Source organism: Pseudomonas izuensis, assembly GCF_002356535.2.
Lineage (GTDB): Bacteria > Pseudomonadota > Gammaproteobacteria > Pseudomonadales > Pseudomonadaceae > Aquipseudomonas > Aquipseudomonas izuensis.
Genome location: NZ_AP017423.2, coordinates 1,271,751 through 1,293,962, shown reverse-complemented (window position 1 = coordinate 1,293,962; position 22,212 = coordinate 1,271,751). Strand labels below are relative to the sequence as shown.

The following is a 22,212-nucleotide window of genomic DNA, read 5'->3' as shown; positions in this document are numbered from 1 at the left end:
TCCATGTACAAATTGACCATTGAAGGCCTGCATAAAAGCTATGGCGATCATGAGGTGCTCAAAGGCGTTTCGCTCAAGGCCAACACTGGCGACGTCATCAGCCTGATCGGCGCCAGCGGCTCGGGCAAAAGTACCTTCCTGCGCTGCATCAACTTCCTCGAACAACCCAACGACGGTGCCATGAGCCTCGACGGCCAGTCGATCCGCATGGTCAAGGACCGTCACGGCATGCATGTCGCCGATGCCGATGAACTGCAACGGATCCGCACCCGCCTGGCCATGGTGTTCCAGCACTTCAACCTGTGGAGCCACATGACCGTGCTGGAGAACATCACCATGGCCCCGCGCCGGGTGCTGGGGTGCGACCGAAAAGAAGCCGAGGACCGCGCCCGGCGCTACCTCGACAAGGTGGGGTTGGCCTCCCGTGTGGCGGACCAATACCCGGCGTTCCTCTCCGGCGGTCAGCAACAGCGCGTGGCGATTGCCCGGGCCCTGGCCATGGAACCGGAAGTCATGCTGTTCGACGAACCGACCTCGGCGCTGGACCCGGAGCTGGTGGGTGAAGTGCTCAAGGTGATCCAGGGCCTGGCCGAAGAAGGCCGGACCATGATCATGGTCACCCACGAAATGAGCTTCGCGCGCAAAGTGTCGAGCCAGGTGTTGTTTCTGCACCAGGGCCTGGTGGAAGAGGAAGGTGCGCCGGAAGACGTGCTGGGTAATCCGAAGAGCGAACGGCTCAAGCAATTCCTGAGCGGTAACCTCAAGTAAACACCAACCCCCTGTAGGAGCGAGCCTGCTCGCGATGGTATGTCAGTCGACACACCGTTGCCTGACCCACCATCGCGAGCAGGCTCGCCCCTACAGATCAGGCATCGCGTAATAATCAGGCAACGGGCGCGGGAGGCGGCTCATCCGGCAAGGTAGGCTCACCTGGCTCGGTGGGTTGTTCGTTGGGGGTATCGGGATCAGGCTGACCAGGGATGCCCCCTGCCATGCTGATGGGCGGGTGTGCCAGCAACGACCAGGCCAAAACGCCAACCTGATTGGGCTCAAGCCTTGCCAGTTCGGCACTTATTTTCGGGTCGATCTTCATAAAGCACTCCTGAGCGAAGACCCGGACCGCCTTGCGCGGACCGGAGCAGTACACTCCATAGAGTGTACGCTCGCTCAGGAATTCCCACGGTTTGTCAGACGGATTGACTCAGGTCCGCGGCAGGGTCACGCCACGCTGGCCCTGGTACTTGCCACCACGGTCCTTGTAAGACACTTCGCACTCTTCGTCGGACTCAAGGAACAACATCTGCGCCACACCTTCGTTGGCATAGATTTTCGCCGGCAGGTTGGTGGTGTTCGAGAATTCCAGGGTCACATGGCCTTCCCACTCCGGCTCAAGCGGGGTGACGTTGACGATGATGCCGCAGCGGGCGTAGGTGCTCTTGCCCAGGCAGATGGTCAATACGTTGCGCGGAATACGGAAGTATTCGACGGTGCTGGCCAGGGCAAAGGAGTTCGGCGGGATGATGCAGACGTCGCTGTGGATATCGACGAAGCTGCCGGCATCGAAGTTTTTCGGGTCGACGATGGCCGAATTGATGTTGGTGAACACCTTGAAATGATTGGTGCAACGAACGTCGTAGCCGTAACTCGACACGCCGTAGGAGATCACACGGCTATCGTCGCTGCCGCGCATCTGGCGCTCGACGAACGGCTCGATCATGCCGTGTTCCTGCGCCATGCGGCGAATCCACTTGTCCGATTTGATGCTCATGGCGGTGTCCTGAATAGCGAGGTGGAAAAAACTGTCCGGCATCTTACCGGGGCGCGCCGCCGGGTTCAAAGCGCTGGGCACAATTCTCGACGATCCGGCGATATTGACGGACCTTCGAAACAATACGGAGCACCGTCGATCATGAAAACCGAGAAACCTTCGCAAGAAGCATTGGCACGTCCCGGAAAAAGGGTTAAGGTGGCGCCACTGTGCTGCTTGTGTCACTGAGAATCTCTACACGATATGTTGAATTTCGATCCAACCATCTACAAGAATTTTTCCTGCTCTTTGCACTCAGTCTCGGCCAGGGTTCTTCCTGAGTCGCAGTTATCTTTGTTCAAGGAGTTACACCATGTCTAATCGCCAAACCGGTACCGTTAAGTGGTTCAACGATGAAAAAGGCTTCGGCTTCATCACTCCACAATCCGGTGACGACCTGTTCGTTCACTTCAAAGCTATCCAATCCGACGGCTTCAAAAGCCTGAAAGAAGGCCAACAGGTTTCTTTCATCGCTACCCGCGGTCAGAAAGGCATGCAAGCTGAAGAAGTTCAAGTTATCTAACTTGTACTTGCTTTAGTAAAAAGCCCCGCCCTCAACAGCGGGGCTTTTTTGTGCCCGTATGGTTTTGCCGATCGATCGCTTTCGATTGTGCTGACGCCTTCGCGGGCAAGCCTCGCTCCTACAGAATCTCGAAATACCTGTAGGAGCAAGGCTTGCCCGCGAAGGCGACCTTATGGGCGACAAACATTTACCAGGTCACACCAAATCCAGCGGTATACCGGGTCTTGTCCAGATCCGCATCGTCGGTGCCACTGATGATGTCGCGTTCGGCCTTGAGGTTAAGCGAAGCCCAGTCAGTCACCTTGTAGCGCAAGCCCATCTCTGAATCCAGCGCATAATCGGCCACGCCCGACAGCGGCTTGCCCACCTCGCCATTGGTGAAGAACTCCACTTTCTTGCCGATCAGGTAGCGGTTGTAGTCCCACTTCATCGCCACGGAATAGAAGTTTTCCTTGCTGCCATCGGCGAATTCATAATCCGTACGGTTGACCAGCGATCCGAGGGAGAAAGCACCCAACTCGTCATCCCAGAACTGATAACCGGGCCCCGTACCGACGGTACGCTGACGAGACAGCTCCTCGACCTTGTCGCGCTTGTAGACCAGGCGACCTTGCCAGAACCATTTATCCGTCAGGAAACGGTCAAGTGAGTACTCTGCCCGCCAATTGTCCGTGGTGACCACGTCATCCTGGAATTGGCGGTTGTATTCGCCTTCCGCGATGTGCCGCCAGCGACCATGACGTGCAGTGGTCTTGAAGTCGATATTGTAATCATCGGTATCCTTCTCGGCCCGTTCGTAGTCCAGCGCCGCGTCGATATTGCCCTTCCACACCAGGTCCTCGACCACCGGCCTGGGCTTGAGGATCTGCTGGACGCTCGCCAGCTCGACCGTCTTGGGCGCCTCACCATTGGCCAGGATGACCTTGCCATCCTCTGCGGCGTGCAGGGATTTGGCCTTCTCGCCGGTATAGGCATCCTGCTTGACCAGCAACTCTTGATCGCTTTCCAGGGTTTTGACCTGTTTCCAGTCAATCGGAACCGCACCGGCGTACTCGGTCTGGACCAACAGCTTGCCACCATCGAACAGGATGATTTTGCCGCTCAACTTGTCGCCGTTCTTCAACCACACGGTATCGGCAAGCAAGGGAGTGGAGACGCTGACAACGGCGAGGCATAGCAGTGTTCTGGACAACATAAGCAAACACAGACTCAAGATTGCGAAAAAAAGTCGGCATTATCCTTGGGAATAAGGCCCTGACAAGGAGTGACACGACTATTTCTATTGAGTTCATTTCTCAATACGCGATCCACGATTTACTCTACGAGCGGTACTGTGAGATTTCAGGAACACTTTCCCAGGCAAACTTTTTCAGGAACATGGGACGTGAACGAACCCACCACTGAATCCGAGAGTGCGGCACAAATCCGACGCACGGCGCTCTATCTGACCCTCGCGCAAGTGCCCGAGGGCAAAGTGGTGAGCTATGGTCAATTAGCGGAACTCGCCGGCCTCGGCCGCGCCGCCCGCTGGGTTGGACGGACATTGAGTCAACTGCCCGGCGACAGTAAATTGCCCTGGCACCGCGTACTCGGTGCAGGCGGACGTATCAGCCTGCCCGCGGGCAGTCCATCCGGGGACGAACAACGGGCGCGATTGCGCATGGAGGGCATCAGTATCCTGAACAATCGTGTTGATATTCGGCGCCATGGCTGGCGTCCGGTAGAGCACAGCGGTTAGAGTGCGCGCTTTGTTTCCGTATTTCTTGAGGCAGACTCCAGCCCATGCCCCGTAAAACCTGGCGCGCCGCGCTCGCTGCCTATGCCAGCCCCTCGACGCTTGTACTGTTGCTGCTGGGTTTCGCCGCCGGCCTGCCCTACATGCTGGTGTTCTCGACACTTTCGGTCTGGCTGCGCGAAGCCGGTGTGGCTCGCGAAACCATCGGCTATGCAAGCCTGATCGGCCTGGCCTACGCCTTTAAATGGGTCTGGTCACCGCTGCTCGACCAATGGCGCCTGCCGTTTCTCGGCAAGCTGGGTCGACGACGTTCCTGGCTGGTGCTGTCCCAGGCACTGGTGATCCTCGGCCTGATCGGCATGGGGTTCTGCGACCCGCAAAAACATTTGTCCTGGCTGATCGCTATCGCGGTGATCGTCGCTTTCGCCTCGGCGACGCAGGATATTGCGGTGGACGCCTACCGCCTGGAAATCGCCGAAGACAGTCGTCAGGCAGCCCTGGCGGCCAGTTACATGTCCGGCTATCGGGTCGCCGCATTGCTGGCGACCGCTGGTGCTCTGTATTTCGCCGAAGGGTTTGGTTCTACCGGCTTCAACTACAAGCATTCTGCATGGGCCGGCACCTACATATTGTTCGGAGCCCTGATGGTCCCGGCACTTTTGACCAGCATTTTCATGCGTGAACCACCGGTCCCACTTCGCACGCAGTTACAGGCCGGGCGCTACAGTTTCATGCACCAACTGGCCTCGGTGTTCGTGCTGATCGTATTGCTGGTTTCCGTGCCGGCCATGTTCACCCAGCTCTACAACACTGATTTTGCCAGTGTGCTGTTCAACGGCGTGAGCCTGCTCGATCTGCTTCTGGAAGACCGCGCGTTTCTGCGGGCAATCCTCTACACCACCCTGACCGCGCTGTGCCTTTCAGCCATAGGCCGACGCGGTCTGGCGCCGGTGCTGACGCCGGTCAACGACTTCATTCTGCGCTATCGCTGGCAAGCGTTGCTGTTACTCGGCCTGATCGCCACCTACCGGATGTCCGATACGGTCATGGGCGTCATGGCCAACGTGTTCTACATCGACCAGGGCTTCACCAAGGACCAGATCGCCAGCGTCAGTAAAATCTTCGGCCTGATCATGACCCTGGTCGGCGCCGGCATGGGCGGCCTGCTGATCGTGCGCTTCGGCATCTTGCCGATCCTGTTTATCGGCGGCGCCGCGTCAGCAGCCACCAACATACTGTTCCTGATGCTGGCGGACATGGGGCCAAACCTGCAGATGCTGATTGTCACCATCTCCCTGGACAACTTCAGTTCAGGCCTGGCGACCTCGGCATTCGTCGCTTACCTGTCGAGCCTGACCAACCTCAAGTTCTCCGCCACCCAATACGCCCTGCTCAGCTCGATCATGCTGTTGCTGCCGCGCCTGATCGGCGGTTACTCCGGGGTGATGGTCGAGAAGTTCGGTTACCACACGTTCTTCCTGATCACCGCCCTGCTGGGCATTCCGACGTTGCTGCTGATCGCCTTGCACTGGTTCCAGGAGAGCCGCCGTGAAGGCCCGACACCGACGCCGGAACCGGTACCGACCCAGGTCGCAGAAGAATCGTAGGAAATATCTGCAAGACACTTGGCAAAGGGCGGCGAGATTGCCGCCCTGCTGCCACACCACCGACCGCACGCCTGTACGACAGCGGATCTCGCCCGTACAATGCTCCGTCATTTCTCGTCATCAGCAATCGATAACGGCCAACCATGCGCACCAGTCAATTTTTGCTCGCCACACAGAAAGAAACGCCTTCCGACGCGGTCGTGATCAGCCATCAGCTGATGCTGCGCGCCGGCATGATCCGCAAACTCGCTTCGGGCCTGTACACCTGGCTGCCGATGGGCTTGCGAGTCATGCGCAAGGTCGAAGCCGTCGTTCGCGAAGAAATGAACGCCGCCGGCTCGCTCGAAGTGTTGATGCCGAGCACTCAACCGGCCGAACTGTGGCAGGAATCCGGTCGCTGGGAAGAGTACGGCCCTGAATTGCTGCGCTTCAAGGATCGCCACGGTCGCGATTTCTGCGCCGGCCCGACCCACGAAGAAGTCATCACCGATCTGATGCGCAACGAGCTGAGCAGCTACAAACAGCTGCCGATCAACCTGTACCAGATCCAGACCAAATTCCGCGATGAAATCCGCCCACGCTTCGGTTTGATGCGCGGCCGCGAATTCATCATGAAGGACGCCTATTCCTTCCACGCTGACCAGCCATCGCTGCAAGTCACCTACGACCGCATGCACCAGGCGTACTGCAACGTATTCACCCGCCTGGGCCTGAAATTCCGTCCGGTTGAAGCCGACAACGGCTCCATCGGCGGTGCCGGCTCCCACGAGTTCCACGTACTGGCCGAATCCGGCGAAGACGATATCGTCTTCAGCAACGGTTCCGACTACGCCGCGAACATAGAGAAAGCCGAAGCCGTGCCGCGTGAAACCTCACGTCCTGCACCGGCTGAAGATCTGCGCCTGGTCGACACGCCAGAGACCAAGACCATCGCTGCGCTGGTGGAAAAATTCAATCTGCCGATTGAAAAGACCATCAAAACCCTGGTGGTGCACGCTGAAGAGAAAGGCAAGCTGATTGCCCTGATCATACGTGGCGACCACGAGCTGAACGAAATCAAGGCCGCCAACCAGCCAGGCGTTGCCAGCCCGCTGGTCATGGCTTCCGAAGCCGAACTGCGCGACGCCATCGGCGCCGGCGCCGGCTCCCTTGGCCCGCTGAACCTGCCACTGCCAATCATCATCGACCGCTCCGTCGAGCTGATGAGCGACTTCGGCATCGGTGCCAACATCGACGACAAGCACTACTTCGGCGTGAACTGGGAACGCGACCTGCCGGTTCCGACCGTTGCCGACCTGCGTAACGTGGTCAGCGGCGACCCAAGCCCGGATGGCAAGGGCACCCTGGAAATCAAACGTGGCATCGAAGTCGGGCACATCTTCCAGCTGGGCAACAAGTACAGCAAGGCAATGAAGTGCGAAGTGCTGGGCGAGAACGGCAAGCCGGTCACCCTGGAAATGGGCTGCTACGGCATCGGCGTTTCCCGCGTGGTCGCGGCCGCCATCGAACAGAACAACGACGAGAAAGGGATTATCTGGAGCGACACCCTGGCGCCATTCCAGATCGCCCTGGTGCCGTTGCGCTACGAAACCGAGCTGGTGCGCGAAGCCACCGACAAGCTGTATGCGGAACTGACCGCAGCCGGCTTCGAAGTGCTGCTGGACGACCGCGACAAGAAAACCAGCCCGGGCATCAAGTTCGCGGACATGGAGCTGATCGGCATTCCTCACCGGATCGTGGTCAGTGACCGCGGCCTCGCCGAAGGCAACCTGGAATACAAGAGCCGTACCGAGGCCGAGCCGCAAGCGCTGCCGGTCGCTGACGTACTGCCGTTCCTTCAGGCCCGCATCCGCCGCTGAAACCAGATAGAGACGTCATGTTCAAGCGAAACACCTTAGGCCTCGGTGGTGCCGCCCTGTGCGGCACCCTGCTGGTCAGCGGCTGTGCCAATCACATGTCACAACGCAGCGAGCACGAGGAGCGTGTCGAGCGCAAACTGCTCGATCACAGCCTGCAGATCGATGTCGGTGAGCCCAAGGTGCTTGAGCTGCCGCAACGCCGGGTGAAAATCCACGAGCAGAAGACTTTCGAAGTCACCGAGTTCGAAGTCACGCGCCACTACGACCGCTACACACCGTACCAACCCTGGCGGGAGATCTACGAGATCCCGCTGGGCGCGGTAGCCGTTGTAGCCGGTATCGGCGCCAACGTGGTCAACGTGTTCGCCTTCGGCACCCTGCCGGACAGCATGACCAAGGACTGGATCAGCTACGGCTTCGCCGGCCTCAATCCGTTCATGAACGTGCAATCTCACGGTCGCGCGCAACAGAACCTGGCCGGTATCGACGAAGTCCAGCTCGACAAGCGAACCGAGTATTCGAGCCTGCCGTGGAGCGAGCGCCCGGTCGAAGTCAGGGCCGGCAAGGAGACCTTCGAGCTGAGCACCGACAAAAACGGTGTCTTGCGCCTGAACCTGCTGGATACCCCGTTCGCCGAGCAGGACCTGAACCATCTGGGCAAGTTGCAGATCAGCGTCGAGGACGCCAAGGGTGACGTGCGCACCGACTCGTCCCTGGCGCTGAGCAGCACCCTGCGCGGCAAACTGCTCGAAGCCCACGAGCTGATTTACGAAGACCTCGAAGACGACGAAGTGAGCCAGTGGGTACACCGGGTCAAACGCCTGTCGGAACTGGGTCTGGAAGAAGAAGCCAGCGAGCTGGAACAAAGCCTGATCGAATTGACCCGCAACGATCCGGAACTGCAGACGGAATTCCTCAAGTCCCTGACGAAGGATGCCGGGCGCTTGGTGGCAGATCCGGGGCCGAATTAAGATTTTTGTAGGAGCGAGCTTGCTCGCGATGGACTATCAGGCACATAGCTGTTGACTGACACACCATCGCGAGCAGGCTCGCTCCTACAACCGCTCAAACAACTCCATCTGCTCGAACCCGCCGCGCAAATCCTCCAGCCTCACCCCCACCCCCAACAACCGCACCGGTTTTCCGCCTCGATTGAAGGCCTGGGTCAGCAACAACTGATAACTGCCCAAATCCCGCCCTGCCCCGGCCTGCTCCAGGGTGGTCTGGGTGAAATCGTGGAATTTCACTTTGACGAATGGTTTGCCCGGCCTGTAGCTACTGTCTATACGCGCGATGCGACCGGCCAGGGTATCCAGCAGCTCGGGTAGCTTATCCAGGCAACTCACCAGGTCCGGCAGGTCGACATCGTAGGTGTTTTCGACACTGATCGACTGTCGGCGACTGTCGTTGTGCACCTGGCGATCATCGATCCCGCGGGCCAGGCTCCACAGGCGCTCGCCAAAGCTGCCGAATTCGCGCACCAGCGCCAATTTGTCCCACTCGCGCAATTGCGCGCAATCGAGGATGCCAAACTTGCCCAACTTGTCGGCGGTTACCTTGCCGACTCCGTGCAGCTTGCTCACCGGCAAGCCGCTGACAAAGTCCTCGACCTGATCCGGCGTGATGACGAACAAGCCGTTGGGCTTTTTCCAGTCGCTGGCGATCTTGGCCAGAAACTTGTTTGGCGCCACCCCTGCCGAGACGGTGATGTGCAGCTGATTCGACACCCGCCGACGGATGTCCTGGGCGATACGCGTGGCACTGCCGCCGAAATGCGCGCTGTCCGACACATCAAGGTAGGCCTCATCTAGGGAAAGCGGCTCGATGATGTCGGTGTAATCGCGGAAGATCGTATGAATTTCCTTCGACGCTTCTCTATAGGCGTCCATACGCGGCTTGACGATGGTCAGGTCCGGGCACAGCTTCAACGCATGCCCGGACGACATGGCCGAACGCACGCCGTAGGCCCGAGCCTCATAATTGCAGGTAGCAATCACTCCACGCCGATCCGCCGCCCCACCTACCGCCAGCGGCTTTCCAGCCAGGCGCGGGTCGTCACGCATCTCGATGGCGGCGTAGAAGCAGTCACAATCGACGTGGATGATTTTTCGCTGGGTCATATCAACGCGGTGTTCAGAGTGAAGAAATGGCGGATTGCCGTGTCGGATAGGCAGTATCTCACCGACACCTGTATATAGCACCAGTAGTCTGAATGTTCTTCGCCGGCCGTAGGAAAAGCACTTTATGAATTTATTTTCTCAATCGCACAGCGCTGGCTAATAGAGCCGAAACCCTTGCCAGGCCTGACTCTCAGGCCGATCAACACCTTCACCAGCAAGCTAAGCGATTGAACCTGAAGAGGTTTTACCGAGATTGGCGGTTGACAGCCTGTCGATCCTCTGTAGAATGCCGACACACAGACGCGGGATGGAGCAGTCTGGTAGCTCGTCGGGCTCATAACCCGAAGGTCGTCGGTTCAAATCCGGCTCCCGCAACCAAACATCAAAAAAGGCTACTCGAAAGAGTGGCCTTTTTTGTGCGCGCGTGTTTTCGCCTATCCGACCATTCATCGGCAGGATGCCGGAATGAGAATTCGTTCAGATTCCGAAACTTAAGACCGTCCTGCGACCGCTTGCCGCGCTTTTACGTTTATTTGACCCGGATCGGGATTAACGGTTGACACGCTGGCGTATCTCTATAGAATGCCGCCACACAGACGCGGGATGGAGCAGTCTGGTAGCTCGTCGGGCTCATAACCCGAAGGTCGTCGGTTCAAATCCGGCTCCCGCAACCAAACATCAAAAAAGGCTACTCGAAAGAGTGGCCTTTTTTGTATCTGTTGAAAAAGTCCTTTCGCAACAATGATCTGTCACGCTGTCGTAAGTCATTCGCGACCACCAAAGCACGGAGTTCAGACTATGCTGAATTTCGACCTGAGCGCTCTACGACTGATGATTCTCCATCGCCGACACTCAGTGTCAGGCGTTATTATTTGTGATTATTTTTTTCTACAGGGATTGGTAACTTGGCTGGATACCCCCATCCTGTCGCGCACAATCCACGAGGTGATTGATGCGCGCCGATTCGTCTGACTCACAAGACACCGTTACAGCAACACAACCGATCAAGCCCGAACGGTTGCGTTTGCTTGAGCGCGTCAGCAAATACCGTCAGCCCATTGGTCTGGCGGTCACTTTGCTGTTGTTTGCCATCGCGCTGATTGCTTGTCGCCACCTGTTGAGCGAACTCGACCTGGACGCGCTGCACGACTCGATTCTCGAAGTCCCCAAACCGTCCTTGCTCGGCGCGCTGGGCGCCACCGTGGCAGGTTTCATCATTTTACTCGGTTACGAATGGTCGGCCAGTCGCTACGCAGGCGTACATCTGGCCCCGCGAACCCTGGCACTGGGTGGCTTCACCGCTTTCGCCATCGGTAATGCCATCGGTCTTTCGATGCTGTCGGGCGGCTCGGTTCGCTACCGTCTATATGCACGTCACGGTCTCGGTGCCACTGAAGTCGCCCACATGACGCTGTTCGCCAGCCTATCGCTCGGCTGCGCGCTGCCGCCACTCGCCGCGCTGGCGACCCTGAGCAACCTGCCTGGCGCCTCTGCGGCATTGGGGCTCTCGGAAACCTTGCTGGGCGCCATCGCAGCTGCCGTGCTGTTGTTGTTTGCCGTGCTGGCTATCGGCATCTACCGCCGCCGCCTGCCGGAACAACCCTACGCCGATAACCTGATGGTAAAGGTCGGTCGTCGCACCTTGCGTCTGCCAGGGCGCCGCCTGACCTTTCTGCAACTGGTGATTACCGCACTGGACGTGGCCGCCGCTGCAACCGTGCTTTACCTGCTGCTGCCGGAGGCGCCGCCCTTTGGTGCGTTTCTCCTGGTTTATCTGCTGGCGTTGGCCGCCGGGGTGCTCAGCCATGTGCCCGGCGGTGTCGGCGTGTTCGAAGCCATATTGCTCGCCGCCTTCTCCGACACCCTCGGCGCCGCCCCACTGGCCGCTGCACTTCTGCTCTATCGTTTGATTTACGTGGTCCTGCCGTTGTTGGTGGCGTGCCTGCTGTTGTTGATCAACGAAGGTCAGCGCTTGTTCCAGACACGCCAGTCCTTGCGGGCCGCATCGGGCCTGGCCGCGCCCATACTGGCGGTGCTGGTGTTCCTGTCCGGCGTGGTGCTGCTGTTCTCCGGTGCTACTCCGGAGATCGACACCCGACTGGAACACATCGGCTTCCTGATTCCGCACCGCCTGGTTGACGCCTCGCACTTTGGTGCCAGTCTGATCGGCGTGCTGTGCCTGCTGCTGGCCCAGGGCCTGCGTCGCCGACTGTCGGCGGCGTGGATGCTGACCACCATTCTGTTGCTGGTCGGCGCCCTGCTCTCCCTGCTCAAGGGCTTCGACTGGGAAGAAGCCTGCCTGATGACCCTGACCGCAAGCCTGCTGGGGGTTTTCCGCCGTTCGTTCTATCGTCCGAGCCGCTTGACTGAAGTGCCGTTTTCGCCGCTGTATCTGGTGGCGAGCCTGTGCGTACTCGGCGCCTCGATGTGGCTGCTGTTGTTTGCCTACCAGGACGTCCCCTACAGCCATCAGCTCTGGTGGCAGTTCACCCTCGACGCCGATGCGCCCCGCGGCCTGCGTTCGCTGCTGGGTGCGGCGGTCCTGCTGGTGGTGGTGTCCCTGACCTGGCTACTGCGTACCGCGCGCCCGATTATCCACCTGCCGACACCCGATGAACTGGAGCGCGCAAGCAAAATCCTCATGGCATCGGCACAGCCGGATGGCGGCCTGGCCCTGACCGGCGACAAGGCGCTGCTGTTTCACACCAACGACGAAGCGTACCTGATGTATGCCCGCCGTGGCCGCAGCCTCGTGGCGCTGTACGACCCGATCGGCCCGGGCCAGCAGCGGGCGGAAATGATCTGGCAGTTCCGTGACCTGTGCGACATCCACCATGCCCGGCCCGTGTTCTATCAGGTGCGTGCGGAGAACCTGCCGTATTACATGGACATTGGCCTGACCGCGATCAAGCTTGGCGAAGAAGCCCGGGTCGATCTCAAGCGCTTTGATCTCGAAGCCAAGGGCAAGGAGATGAAGGACCTGCGCTACACCTGGAACCGGGGCACCCGCGACGGCCTGTCGCTGGAGGTCTTCGAGCCGGGTCAGGCGCCCATGGATGAGCTCAAGGTGATTTCCGATGCCTGGCTGACCGGCAAGAACGTGCGCGAGAAAGGCTTCTCCCTCGGCCGCTTCAGTGATGACTACCTCAAGTACTTCCGCATTGCGGTGATCCGTTTCGAAGGGCGCCCGGTGGCGTTCGCCAATCTGCTCGAGACCTACAGCCATGACCTGGCCAGCCTCGACCTGATGCGCGCGCACCCGGACGCCCCCAAGCTGACCATGGAATTCATGATGGTCGGCCTGATCCAACACTATAAGAGTCACGGATACGCGCGCTTCAGCCTGGGCATGGTGCCGTTGTCGGGGTTGCAACCCCGTCGCGGCGCGCCATTGACCCAGCGCCTGGGCTCGATGGTATTCCGCCGTGGTGAGCAGCTTTACAACTTCCAAGGCTTGCGCCGCTTCAAAGACAAATTCCAGCCTGACTGGGAACCCCGTTATATGGCCGTACCCGCCGGACTCGATCCGCTGGTTGCCCTGGCCGACACTGCTGCCCTGATCGCGGGCGGCTTGACTGGATTGGTGAAACGCTGATGATTCAACGCTCCTTGCGCTACGTACTGGGCACGCTGGTTGTGCTGGCCCTGATTCTCGGTGGTGGCTACTGGTACCTCAAACGGCCAGCTCCGGAACCGACCCTCGAACAGCTGAACCCGGTCGACGGCGCCGCGATGACCCGCGTCATCCCCGGCAACACGCCACGCGCCCAGGTGCTGGTGGCGGTCAACGAAGAGCAGAAACTCAGCGACAAACAATTGCTGACCCTGAGCCGCAGTGGCTCGGCGCAGATCGTTCAGGTGATCCTGCCCAAGGACTGCCTGCTGCAAAGCCGTGCGCTGCAATCGGGGCTGAGAGAACTCAAAGGCCCGGCGACCCTGGTCAGCGGTATCGGCCCAGGTGCGGTGCTGGCCTGGCGCTGGTTGTCCGAGCAGAAAGACGACAAATCCCAGGCCGTTTCGGTGGACCTGGCCCTGGAAAAACCCGGCTGCACGCACCTGCTGCCAAAAAGTGCCGCCCACGGCCGCTGGCTCGTGGCGTGGAACGACAATCCGGACGACACCAGCGCCGGCTTCGTGCGTGACCAACCGAACGCCGAAACCAGCATCAGCGACTACGACATCAACCTGCCGCAAGTGCTGAACAACGAACTGCGCAAGATCCTCGTCGGTGGCGACAAAGCGGCGGGCGGCCTGCAGATTCCGGTGGTCGAAGTGCCAGCGGGCCAAGCCAAGGACACCGTGACCCTGTTCCTGTCCGGCGATGGCGGCTGGCGCGACCTGGACCGCGATGTCGCGGGCGAAATGGCCAAGATCGGCTATCCCGTAGTCGGCATCGACACCCTGCGTTACTACTGGCAGCACAAGAGCCCCGAGCAAAGCGCCCTGGACCTCACCGAACTGATGCAGCACTACCGGCAGAAATGGGGCACCAAACGCTTCATCCTCACCGGTTACTCGTTCGGCGCCGATGTCCTGCCGGCGATCTACAACCGCCTGCCCGAATCGGAACAGCAACGCGTCGACGCAATCATCCTGCTGGCTTTCGCCCGCACCGGCAGTTTCGAAATCGAAGTCGAAGGCTGGCTCGGCAACGCCGGCAAGGAAGCCGCCACCGGACCGGAAATGGCCAAGCTGCCGGCCGCTAAAGTGGTGTGCATCTATGGTGAAGAAGAAGTCGACGAAAGCGGCTGCACCGACAAGACAGCCGTGGGCGAAGCGATCAAGTTGCCAGGTGGCCACCACTTCGACGAGAACTACCCAGCACTGGCCAAGCGCCTGGTGACCATCATCGAGAAGCGCCAAGCCAAAGAGGAGCAGGCTCAGGAGTGATCTGAGCCCCTCAAAAAAGCCCCCGCAGCCTTTGGGTTACGGGGGCTTTTTATTGCCTTGCAGGCACCGCAGATCCATTGTGGGAGCGAGCCTGCTCGCGAAGACGGACTGACATTCAGCATCTGAGTTGTCTGAAAGTCCGCTTTCGCGAGCAGGCTCGCTCCCACAAGAGATTGGCGGTGGTGCATAAATAGCGGCCACAAAAAAGCCCCCGCAGCCGCAAGGCCGTCGGGGGCTTTTTGGTGATGCAGCCTTACATCTCCACCTGCGTCCCCAACTCAATCACCCGGTTCAGTGGCAGATTGAAGAAGCGCAGGTTGCCGTTGGCGTTCTGCAACATGAAGGCGAACAGCGCCTCGCGCCAGCGGGACATGCCTTCGAGCTTGGAGGCGATGACCGTCTCGCGGCTGAGGAAGTACGTGGTGCGCATCGGGCTGAAATTCAATTCGTCGAGATGACACAGTTTCAATGCCTGCGGCACGTCCGGTTCGTCGGTAAAGCCGAAATGCAGGATCACCCGGAAGAAACCTTCACCGTAGGAATCGACCTCGAAGCGCCGATTCGGCGGCACCCGCGGGATGTCCTCGTACACCACCGTCAGCAGCACCACCTGTTCGTGCAGCACCTGATTATGCAGCAGGTTATGCAGTAGCGCGTGAGGCACGGCGTCCGGACGCGCGGTGAGGAACACCGCGGTGCCCTGCACACGATGCGGCGGCTGTACGGCGATACTGCTGATGAAAATCGGCAGCGGCAATCCACCCTCGTCAATACGATCCACCAACAACTGCTTGCCACGTTTCCAGGTGGTCATCAGCACAAACAAGGCGAGACCGGCGATCACCGGAAATGCCCCGCCCTGCACGATTTTCGGCACGTTGGCGGCGAAGTACAGACCGTCGACCAACAGGAAGCCGAGCAATACCGGCACCGCGAAGATCGGTGGCCACTTCCACAACAGCAACATCACTGCCGACACCAGAATAGTGGTCATCAACATGGTGCCGGTTACCGCCACACCGTAGGCCGAAGCCAGGGCATTGGAGGATTCGAAACCAATCACCAACAGGATCACGCCGACCATCAACGCCCAGTTCACCGCACCGATATAGATCTGGCCCTGTTCGGCGCTGGACGTGTGCCGGATGTGCATGCGTGGAATGTAACCGAGCTGGATCGCCTGACGGGTCAGGGAGAAGGCTCCCGAAATCACCGCCTGGGAGGCGATCACAGTGGCAAGGGTCGACAAGCCGACCAGCGGAATCAACGCCCAGCTTGGCGCCAGCAGGTAAAACGGGTTGCGTGCAGCTTCCGGATCACCGAGCAGCAGCGCGCCCTGGCCAAAGTAGTTCAGCACCAGCGCCGGCAGCACCAGGATGAACCACGCACGGGCGATCGGCTTGCGACCGAAGTGGCCCATGTCGGCATACAGCGCTTCGGCACCGGTCAATGCCAGCACCACCGCACCGAGGATCGCCACGCCCATGCCCGGGTGCACGATGAAGAAACGCACACCCCACACAGGATTCACTGCTTGCAACACTTCGGGGTGCTGCAGGATGCCGTAGACGCCCAGCGCCCCAAGCACCACAAACCAGGTGACCATGATCGGCCCGAACAAAATGCCGATGCGCGCGGTGCCGTGACTTTGAATCAGAAACAGCCCGACCAGCACCACAAGGGACAGCGGCACCACCCAGTGGTCGATACCCTCGAATGCCAGCCCCAGGCCTTCAATGGCCGATAGCACGGAGATCGCCGGGGTGATCATGCTGTCACCATAGAACAGCGCCGCGCCGATCAGCCCGCAGACCACCAGCAAAGTGCGCAATTTGGCGTGCCCCGCCGCCGCTCGCCGCGCCAGCGCAGTCAGGGCCATGATCCCGCCCTCGCCCTGGTTGTCGGCGCGCAGCACGAACATCATGTACTTGATCGACACGACCCAGATCAGCGACCAGAAGATCAGCGCCAGAATCCCCAACACGCCGTCATGGTTGACCGGCACGCCATAGCCACCCGAGAACACTTCTTTGAGGGTGTACAGCGGGCTCGTGCCAATATCGCCATAAACCACCCCGACAGCCGCGACCAGCATGCCGATCGGCTTGGCCACCGAATGCCCGGCGCCCGCCGCGTGACTACTTGCCTGACCCATCCAACACTCCTGATTCCCAGACCGGCTTCTTTATACGAAGCACTATGCTTTGTGATGCAGCATGCGCTGTTTTACCTGTTGATACAGACGTTTTGTTGACTGTAAGGAATTCGTAAAGCCCAACGGCGCGAAGCATAGCGCAGCACTCGTCGTATTTCCCTGCATAAAGCTGGTCAAGAGCGCCTGCCATCGCTAGAATTGCGCACTTTTTGATCAGAGGCGCAAAAAAGCGCCCGATTGTCGCCTTGCCCATTTGCGGCTGGAGGCGTCACAAATACCGAGGTTAGACATGTCCACCACTTCTGCGCCGGCCAATCCAAAGGTTGGCTTCGTATCCCTGGGTTGCCCGAAAGCACTGGTCGACTCCGAGCGCATCCTCACCCAGCTGCGCATGGAAGGCTATGACGTCGTGTCCACCTATCAGGACGCCGATGTCGTGGTGGTGAACACCTGCGGCTTCATCGATTCGGCCAAGGCAGAATCCCTGGAAGTGATCGGCGAAGCGATCAAGGAAAACGGCAAGGTCATCGTGACCGGCTGCATGGGCGTCGAAGAAGGCAACATCCGCAACGTACACCCGAGCGTGCTGGCCGTTACCGGTCCGCAGCAGTACGAGCAAGTGGTCAACGCCGTGCACGAAGTCGTGCCGCCGCGTCAGGATCACAACCCGCTGATCGACCTGGTGCCGCCACAAGGGATCAAACTGACCCCGCGCCACTATGCCTACCTGAAGATTTCCGAGGGCTGCAACCACAGCTGCAGCTTCTGCATCATCCCTTCGATGCGCGGCAAACTGGTCAGCCGTCCGGTGGGTGATGTGCTCGACGAGGCCCAGCGCCTGGTCAAATCCGGCGTCAAGGAGCTGCTGGTAATCTCCCAGGACACCAGCGCCTACGGTGTCGACGTGAAATACCGCACCGGCTTCTGGAACGGCGCGCCGGTGAAAACCCGCATGACCGAACTCTGTGAAGCCCTGAGCACCCTCGGTGTCTGGGTCCGCCTGCACTACGTTTACCCGTACCCGCACGTCGACGAGCTGATCCCGCTGATGGCCGCCGGCAAGATCCTGCCGTACCTGGACATCCCGTTCCAGCACGCCAGCCCGAAAGTGCTGAAGTCGATGAAACGCCCGGCATTCGAAGACAAGACCCTGGCGCGCATCAAGAACTGGCGCGAGATCTGCCCGGACCTGATCATCCGTTCGACCTTCATCGTCGGTTTCCCCGGCGAAACCGAAGAAGACTTCCAATACCTGCTGAACTGGCTGACCGAAGCCCAGCTCGACCGCGTCGGCTGCTTCCAGTACTCACCTGTCGAAGGCGCCCCGGCCAACGACCTCGATCTGGAAGTTGTGCCCGATGACGTCAAGCAGGACCGCTGGGAGCGTTTCATGGCGCACCAGCAGGCCATCAGCTCGGCGCGCCTGCAAATGCGCATTGGCCGTGAAATCGAAGTGCTGGTCGATGAAGTCGACGAGCAAGGCGCGGTCGGCCGCTGCTTCTTCGATGCCCCGGAAATCGACGGTAACGTGTTCATCGACAACGGCAGCAACCTCAAGCCGGGCGACAAGGTCTGGTGCAAAGTGACTGACGCCGACGAGTACGACCTCTGGGCCGAGCAGATCTAAACGCAAAAAATATGAAAAGCCCTGCTCTCTTGACGAGATGCGGGGCTTTTTTACGGCTATCGTTTTGTGGGAGAAGGAACTCGCCTACTTGAAAGCGATTGCGATTGAAACCAGGGAGAAGCCGGCCATGCGCCAACATTCGGTCATCCATACACCGAAACTGAGCGACTACGAAGAACTGACACGGCTATGGGAAGCGTCAGTGCGCGCCACTCATGATTTTCTGCCGGACAGCTACATCGAACTGCTGAGGAACCTGGTACTGACCCGCTACCTCGATGCCGTGATGCTGATCTGCACAAAAGACTCGCGCCAGCGCATCACCGGGTTCGCCGGGGTCGCAGCGGGCAAGATCGAAATGCTCTTCATCGACCCCGCACACCGCGGCCAGGGCCTGGGCAAACAGTTGTTGCGCTATGCCATGGAACACCTGAACGCCGACGAACTGGACGTCAATGAACAGAACCCGCAGGCCCTGGGGTTTTATTTCAAGCAGGGCTTCGAGGTGATCGGCCGCTCGGAAGTCGACGGCATGGGGCAGCCCTATCCGCTGTTGCACATGCGCTTTCGCCAGGCGCATCAACTGACGCGCAATGGCTGACACACCCCGGAACAATTGTAGGAGCTGGCTTGCCAGCGAAGGCGGCCGATTGATCGTCGCAAGGCTCTCGGGCCTCTTCGCTGGCAAGCCAACCCCTACAAAAAGCCCCTGCGGCAAAATGGTTCCGGGATTAACCGGCGCCAGGCAGGTACAATGCCTCCCCCCTTTTTTGTTACGGCCTTGTCATGACTGACCCGATTCGACTTTCCAAACGCCTCATCGAACTCGTCGGTTGCTCCCGTCGGGAGGCTGAGCTGTTCATCGAGGGCGGCTGGGTCACTGTCGACGGCGAAGTCATCGACGAGCCGCAGTTCAAGGTCGGCACCCAGAAAGTCGAACTCGACAAGGACGCCAAGGCCACTGCGCCGGAGCCGGTGACTATCCTGCTCAACGTGCCCGCCGGCATGGACGCGGACACCGCCATGGCGACCCTCAGCGCCGAAACCCTGAGCGAAGAACACCGCTACGGCAAACGCCCACTCAAGGGCCACTTCCAGCGCCTGACCGCCAGCACCGACCTGCAGGCCAATGCCAGCGGTTTGCTGGTGTTCACCCAGGACTGGAAGATCCTGCGCAAACTGACTGCTGATGCGAGCAAGATCGAGCAGGAATACGTGGTCGAGGTCGAAGGCGATATGGTCGAGCATGGCCTCAACCGTCTGCAGCACGGCCTGACCTGGAAGGGCAAGGAACTGCCGCCGGTCAAGGCCAGCTGGCAGAACGAAAACCGCCTGCGCTTCGCCATGAAGAACCCGCAATCGGGTGTGATCGCCCTGTTCTGCCAGGCTGTCGGCCTGAAGGTCGTGGCCATCCGCCGCATTCGCATCGGCGGCGTATCCATCGGCAAAGTGCCCCTGGGGCAATGGCGCTACCTGTCCGGCAAAGAGAAGTTCTAAGACTTTTCACGCCGCCACACATTTCGGCGCCGCGCCTGGCCGCGACGCCCACAGCTGAATATCAGGACTGCACACATGATTCATAACGACGTACTGCGCAGCGTGCGCTACATGCTCGACATCAGCGACAAGAAAGTCATCGAGATCATCAAGCTCGGCGGCATGGACGTGAGCCTGGCAGATCTTCTGACATACCTGGACAAGAAAGAAGAAGACGAGGAAGGCTTCGTTCGCTGCCCGGACGAAGTCATGGCGCACTTCCTCGACGGCCTGGTGATCTTCAAGCGCGGCAAGGACGAAAGCCGTCCGCCAATGCCGATTGAAGTGCCGGTGACCAACAACATCATCCTGAAAAAACTGCGCGTGGCCTTCGAACTCAAGGAAGACGACATGCACGCGATCCTCAAGGCCGCCGAGTTCCCGGTGTCCAAGCCTGAGCTGAGCGCCCTGTTCCGCAAGTTCGGCCACACCAACTATCGTCCGTGCGGCGACCAGTTGCTGCGCAACTTCCTCAAGGGTCTGACCCTGCGCGTACGCCCGCAGTAATCGCCACCGCATTCTGTGGGAGCACAGCTTGCTGGCGATGGCGTCCTTGAAATCGCCATCGCCAGCAAGCTGTGCTCCCACAAAGCTGCATAGCCCCCCATTCCGCACAAAAATAGTGGCTCCGCTTCCGGCGGCTGACGACTAGGGTGTAAAGACCCTCAGCCCTCAGGATTTGCCATGCATCCCTACTTTTCCCTGCAAGGCCGCACCGCCCTGGTGACCGGCGGCACCCGCGGTATCGGCAAGATGATCGCCAAGGCTTATGTCGAGGCGGGCGCCACCGTGTACGTCTGCGCCCGCGATGCCGAAGCCTGCCGGCAAACGGCTGACGAACTCGGTGCATTCGGACGCTGCCACGGCGTAGCGGCCAACCTGGCCACGGAAGACGGTGTCCTGCAATTGGCTACGCGCCTGGGCGAGCAGATCACCCACCTCGACATCCTGGTCAATAACGCCGGCACCACTTGGGGCGCTCCGTTGGAGAGTTACCCGATCAAGGGCTGGGAAAAGGTCATGCAGCTCAATGTGACGTCGGTATTCAACTGTATCCAGCAATTCCTGCCGCTACTGCGCAAGGCCGGCTCAGCGGCCAATCCCGCCCGGGTCATCAACATCGGCTCGGTCGCCGGGATTTCATCCTTTGGCGAGCAGGCCTATGCCTACGGACCCAGCAAAGCGGCGCTGCATCAACTGTCGCGGATTCTGGCGCGGGAGCTGGTGAGCCAGCATATCAACGTCAACGTGATCGCCCCGGGGCGCTTTCCCAGCAAGATGACCCAACACATCGGCAATGATGAACAGGCACTGGCGGAAGATACGGCGTTGATTCCCATGAAGCGTTGGGGTCGGGAAGAAGAGATGGCAGCGCTGGCAATCAGCCTGGCGAGTACCGCCGGGGCCTACATGACCGGGAATATCATTCCGCTGGATGGTGGGTTCAGCCTCTGAGATCGGCTGTGCGGCCTTCGCGAGCGGGCTCGTTCCCACAGGGATTTTCCGTGTTCACACATTTTGTGATCGACAGAGATCTACTGTGGGAGCGAGCCTGCTCGCGATAGCGGACTGACAGGCACAACTGAATCCAGATCGAACGGGTTATCATGCCCGCCTCTTCCCCGCCTCGACCGCAATCCATGACCTACAGCGTTTCCCCCATCGGCTTCGTGCGCTCCTGCTTCAAGGAGAAGTTCGCCATCCCGCGTCAACCGCAACTGGCCCCGGCCGCACGCGGTGTTCTGGAACTGGTGACGCCCTTCGATCAGGGCGATGCAGTACAGGGCCTGGAACAGGTCAGCCATGTCTGGCTACTGTTCCTGTTTCATCAGGCACTCGAAGAAAAACCACGGCTGAAAGTCCGCCCTCCTCGCCTGGGTGGCAACAAATCCATGGGCGTGTTTGCCACCCGCGCCACCCACCGCCCCAACGGCATTGGTCAATCAGTGGTCAAACTGGACAAGGTCGAAGCCAATCGCCTGTGGATTTCCGGCATCGATCTGCTGGATGGCACGCCGATTCTGGACATCAAGCCTTATGTGCCCTACGCCGACATCATCGTTAACGCCTCCAACAGCATCGCCAGCGCCGCGCCGCACCTTATTCCCGTGCAGTGGACAGACAGCGCCCTGGAACAGGCCCACGAACACGCTCAGCGCCTTGCAGAGCCCTTGGTGGCGTTGATCGAGCAATGTTTGGCGCAGGATCCGCGCCCGGCGTACCAGACACCCGCGCCGGAACGGGAATATGGCGCGCAGTTCTGGGATGTGGATGTGCGTTGGCATTACCCGACCCCGGAGCTGATCCGTGTGCTCGAAGTCATCCCCGTAAAGGTGTAAACGCCAGAAACAAC

At 59.8% G+C, this 22,212-nt stretch carries 19 protein-coding genes and 2 tRNA genes; 16 read left to right on the top strand and 5 right to left on the bottom strand.

Going from position 1 to position 22,212, the window contains the following annotated elements; genetic code table 11:
* Positions 1–3 precede the first annotated feature (3 nt).
* Positions 4–768 (top strand): ABC transporter ATP-binding protein, encoded by a 765-nt coding sequence (locus tag LAB08_RS05770; protein ID WP_096513116.1) that lies wholly within the window; start codon positions 4–6, stop codon positions 766–768.
* A 115-nt stretch (positions 769–883) separates the two neighbouring features.
* On the opposite strand, the gene LAB08_RS05765 is transcribed toward LAB08_RS05770, so the two are convergent.
* Together LAB08_RS05765 and dcd are read right to left on the bottom strand one after the other, a co-directional pair.
* Positions 884–1,093, bottom strand: coding sequence for a hypothetical protein (locus tag LAB08_RS05765; RefSeq protein WP_095197445.1), 210 nt, complete (start codon positions 1,091–1,093; stop codon positions 884–886).
* Between the two features lie 108 nt (positions 1,094–1,201).
* The gene (dcd, locus tag LAB08_RS05760) at positions 1,202–1,768 is read right to left on the bottom strand and encodes a dCTP deaminase (RefSeq protein WP_007940589.1); all 567 of its coding nucleotides are present in this window, start codon (positions 1,766–1,768) and stop codon (positions 1,202–1,204) included.
* 352 nt (positions 1,769–2,120) lie between these two features.
* Here dcd and LAB08_RS05755 point away from each other — a divergent pair, with 352 nt between their 5' ends.
* A complete protein-coding gene (locus tag LAB08_RS05755) occupies positions 2,121–2,330 on the top strand; it encodes a cold-shock protein (RefSeq protein ID WP_002554837.1) in 210 nt (69 codons plus the stop codon).
* Between the two features lie 187 nt (positions 2,331–2,517).
* Here LAB08_RS05755 and LAB08_RS05750 read toward each other — a convergent pair whose 3' ends face one another.
* Positions 2,518–3,525, bottom strand: coding sequence for a DUF481 domain-containing protein (locus tag LAB08_RS05750; protein WP_096513117.1), 1,008 nt, complete (start codon positions 3,523–3,525; stop codon positions 2,518–2,520).
* Between the two features lie 189 nt (positions 3,526–3,714).
* Between LAB08_RS05750 and LAB08_RS05745 the strand changes: the two genes are divergently transcribed.
* The 4 genes from LAB08_RS05745 (at position 3,715) to LAB08_RS05730 (ending at position 8,502) form a co-directional block, all read left to right on the top strand.
* Positions 3,715–4,068, top strand: coding sequence for an MGMT family protein (locus LAB08_RS05745; protein WP_096513118.1), 354 nt, complete (start codon positions 3,715–3,717; stop codon positions 4,066–4,068).
* 44 nt (positions 4,069–4,112) lie between these two features.
* Complete coding sequence (locus LAB08_RS05740; protein ID WP_096513119.1) at positions 4,113–5,672, top strand: AmpG family muropeptide MFS transporter; 1,560 nt, start codon at positions 4,113–4,115, stop codon at positions 5,670–5,672.
* Positions 5,673–5,815: 143 nt separating this feature from the next.
* A complete protein-coding gene (locus LAB08_RS05735; protein ID WP_096513120.1) occupies positions 5,816–7,531 on the top strand; it encodes a proline--tRNA ligase in 1,716 nt (571 codons plus the stop codon).
* 17 nt (positions 7,532–7,548) lie between these two features.
* Complete coding sequence (locus LAB08_RS05730; protein WP_096513121.1) at positions 7,549–8,502, top strand: hypothetical protein; 954 nt, start codon at positions 7,549–7,551, stop codon at positions 8,500–8,502.
* Between the two features lie 84 nt (positions 8,503–8,586).
* On the opposite strand, the gene dinB is transcribed toward LAB08_RS05730, so the two are convergent.
* Positions 8,587–9,651: a DNA polymerase IV gene (gene dinB / locus LAB08_RS05725; protein ID WP_096513122.1), complete on the bottom strand. Its 1,065-nt coding sequence runs from the start codon at positions 9,649–9,651 to the stop codon at positions 8,587–8,589.
* A 301-nt stretch (positions 9,652–9,952) separates the two neighbouring features.
* Here dinB and LAB08_RS05720 point away from each other — a divergent pair.
* The 4 genes from LAB08_RS05720 to LAB08_RS05705 all read left to right on the top strand — a co-directional run bounded on the left by LAB08_RS05720 (position 9,953) and on the right by LAB08_RS05705 (position 14,541).
* Positions 9,953–10,029: transfer RNA gene (locus tag LAB08_RS05720), tRNA-Met, on the top strand.
* A gap of 219 nt (positions 10,030–10,248) precedes the next feature.
* Positions 10,249–10,325, top strand: a tRNA-Met gene (locus tag LAB08_RS05715).
* 278 nt (positions 10,326–10,603) lie between these two features.
* Positions 10,604–13,246, top strand: a complete 2,643-nt coding sequence (gene mprF / locus LAB08_RS05710) for a bifunctional lysylphosphatidylglycerol flippase/synthetase MprF (RefSeq protein WP_096513123.1) — start codon at positions 10,604–10,606, stop codon at positions 13,244–13,246.
* Positions 13,246–14,541, top strand: a complete 1,296-nt coding sequence (locus LAB08_RS05705; RefSeq protein ID WP_096513124.1) for a virulence factor family protein — start codon at positions 13,246–13,248, stop codon at positions 14,539–14,541. The genes mprF and LAB08_RS05705 overlap by 1 nt, the downstream gene beginning before the upstream one ends.
* A gap of 253 nt (positions 14,542–14,794) precedes the next feature.
* Here LAB08_RS05705 and LAB08_RS05700 read toward each other — a convergent pair whose 3' ends face one another.
* A complete protein-coding gene (locus LAB08_RS05700) occupies positions 14,795–16,696 on the bottom strand; it encodes a potassium transporter Kup (RefSeq protein ID WP_096513125.1) in 1,902 nt (633 codons plus the stop codon).
* Between the two features lie 289 nt (positions 16,697–16,985).
* Between LAB08_RS05700 and rimO the strand changes: the two genes are divergently transcribed.
* The 6 genes from rimO (at position 16,986) to tsaA (ending at position 22,198) form a co-directional block, all read left to right on the top strand.
* Positions 16,986–18,323, top strand: a complete 1,338-nt coding sequence (gene rimO, locus LAB08_RS05695) for a 30S ribosomal protein S12 methylthiotransferase RimO (protein WP_096513127.1) — start codon at positions 16,986–16,988, stop codon at positions 18,321–18,323.
* Between the two features lie 127 nt (positions 18,324–18,450).
* The gene (locus LAB08_RS05690; RefSeq protein ID WP_096515541.1) at positions 18,451–18,924 is read left to right on the top strand and encodes a GNAT family N-acetyltransferase; all 474 of its coding nucleotides are present in this window, start codon (positions 18,451–18,453) and stop codon (positions 18,922–18,924) included.
* Positions 18,925–19,109: 185 nt separating this feature from the next.
* Positions 19,110–19,820 carry an rRNA pseudouridine synthase gene (locus LAB08_RS05685; protein WP_096513128.1) on the top strand — a complete coding sequence of 237 codons (711 nt, stop codon included), beginning with the start codon at positions 19,110–19,112 and terminating at the stop codon, positions 19,818–19,820.
* A gap of 75 nt (positions 19,821–19,895) precedes the next feature.
* Positions 19,896–20,366, top strand: coding sequence for a YehS family protein (locus LAB08_RS05680; RefSeq protein WP_096513129.1), 471 nt, complete (start codon positions 19,896–19,898; stop codon positions 20,364–20,366).
* Between the two features lie 177 nt (positions 20,367–20,543).
* On the top strand, positions 20,544–21,314 hold the full coding sequence (locus LAB08_RS05675) for an SDR family oxidoreductase (protein ID WP_096513130.1): 771 nt from the start codon (positions 20,544–20,546) through the stop codon (positions 21,312–21,314).
* A 185-nt stretch (positions 21,315–21,499) separates the two neighbouring features.
* The gene (gene tsaA, locus LAB08_RS05670) at positions 21,500–22,198 is read left to right on the top strand and encodes a tRNA (N6-threonylcarbamoyladenosine(37)-N6)-methyltransferase TrmO (protein WP_096513131.1); all 699 of its coding nucleotides are present in this window, start codon (positions 21,500–21,502) and stop codon (positions 22,196–22,198) included.
* Positions 22,199–22,212: the final 14 nt, after the last annotated feature.

What these genes read in the sequence shown, in the direction of transcription:
- LAB08_RS05680 (WP_096513129.1), top strand. Translation starts at nt 19,896, where the DNA reads ATGATTCATAACGACGTACTGCGCAGCGTGCGCTACATGCTCGACATC.
- LAB08_RS05690 (WP_096515541.1), top strand. Translation starts at nt 18,451, where the DNA reads ATGCGCCAACATTCGGTCATCCATACACCGAAACTGAGCGACTACGAA.
- LAB08_RS05730 (WP_096513121.1), top strand. Translation starts at nt 7,549, where the DNA reads ATGTTCAAGCGAAACACCTTAGGCCTCGGTGGTGCCGCCCTGTGCGGC.
- LAB08_RS05685 (WP_096513128.1), top strand. Translation starts at nt 19,110, where the DNA reads ATGACTGACCCGATTCGACTTTCCAAACGCCTCATCGAACTCGTCGGT.
- LAB08_RS05735 (WP_096513120.1), top strand. Translation starts at nt 5,816, where the DNA reads ATGCGCACCAGTCAATTTTTGCTCGCCACACAGAAAGAAACGCCTTCC.
- tsaA (WP_096513131.1), top strand. Translation starts at nt 21,500, where the DNA reads ATGACCTACAGCGTTTCCCCCATCGGCTTCGTGCGCTCCTGCTTCAAG.
- LAB08_RS05705 (WP_096513124.1), top strand. Translation starts at nt 13,246, where the DNA reads ATGATTCAACGCTCCTTGCGCTACGTACTGGGCACGCTGGTTGTGCTG.
- LAB08_RS05700 (WP_096513125.1), bottom strand. Translation starts at nt 16,696, where the DNA reads ATGGGTCAGGCAAGTAGTCACGCGGCGGGCGCCGGGCATTCGGTGGCC.
- LAB08_RS05770 (WP_096513116.1), top strand. Translation starts at nt 4, where the DNA reads ATGTACAAATTGACCATTGAAGGCCTGCATAAAAGCTATGGCGATCAT.
- LAB08_RS05675 (WP_096513130.1), top strand. Translation starts at nt 20,544, where the DNA reads ATGCATCCCTACTTTTCCCTGCAAGGCCGCACCGCCCTGGTGACCGGC.
- dcd (WP_007940589.1), bottom strand. Translation starts at nt 1,768, where the DNA reads ATGAGCATCAAATCGGACAAGTGGATTCGCCGCATGGCGCAGGAACAC.
- LAB08_RS05740 (WP_096513119.1), top strand. Translation starts at nt 4,113, where the DNA reads ATGCCCCGTAAAACCTGGCGCGCCGCGCTCGCTGCCTATGCCAGCCCC.
- dinB (WP_096513122.1), bottom strand. Translation starts at nt 9,651, where the DNA reads ATGACCCAGCGAAAAATCATCCACGTCGATTGTGACTGCTTCTACGCC.
- LAB08_RS05755 (WP_002554837.1), top strand. Translation starts at nt 2,121, where the DNA reads ATGTCTAATCGCCAAACCGGTACCGTTAAGTGGTTCAACGATGAAAAA.
- LAB08_RS05765 (WP_095197445.1), bottom strand. Translation starts at nt 1,093, where the DNA reads ATGAAGATCGACCCGAAAATAAGTGCCGAACTGGCAAGGCTTGAGCCC.
- mprF (WP_096513123.1), top strand. Translation starts at nt 10,604, where the DNA reads ATGCGCGCCGATTCGTCTGACTCACAAGACACCGTTACAGCAACACAA.
- rimO (WP_096513127.1), top strand. Translation starts at nt 16,986, where the DNA reads ATGTCCACCACTTCTGCGCCGGCCAATCCAAAGGTTGGCTTCGTATCC.
- LAB08_RS05750 (WP_096513117.1), bottom strand. Translation starts at nt 3,525, where the DNA reads ATGTTGTCCAGAACACTGCTATGCCTCGCCGTTGTCAGCGTCTCCACT.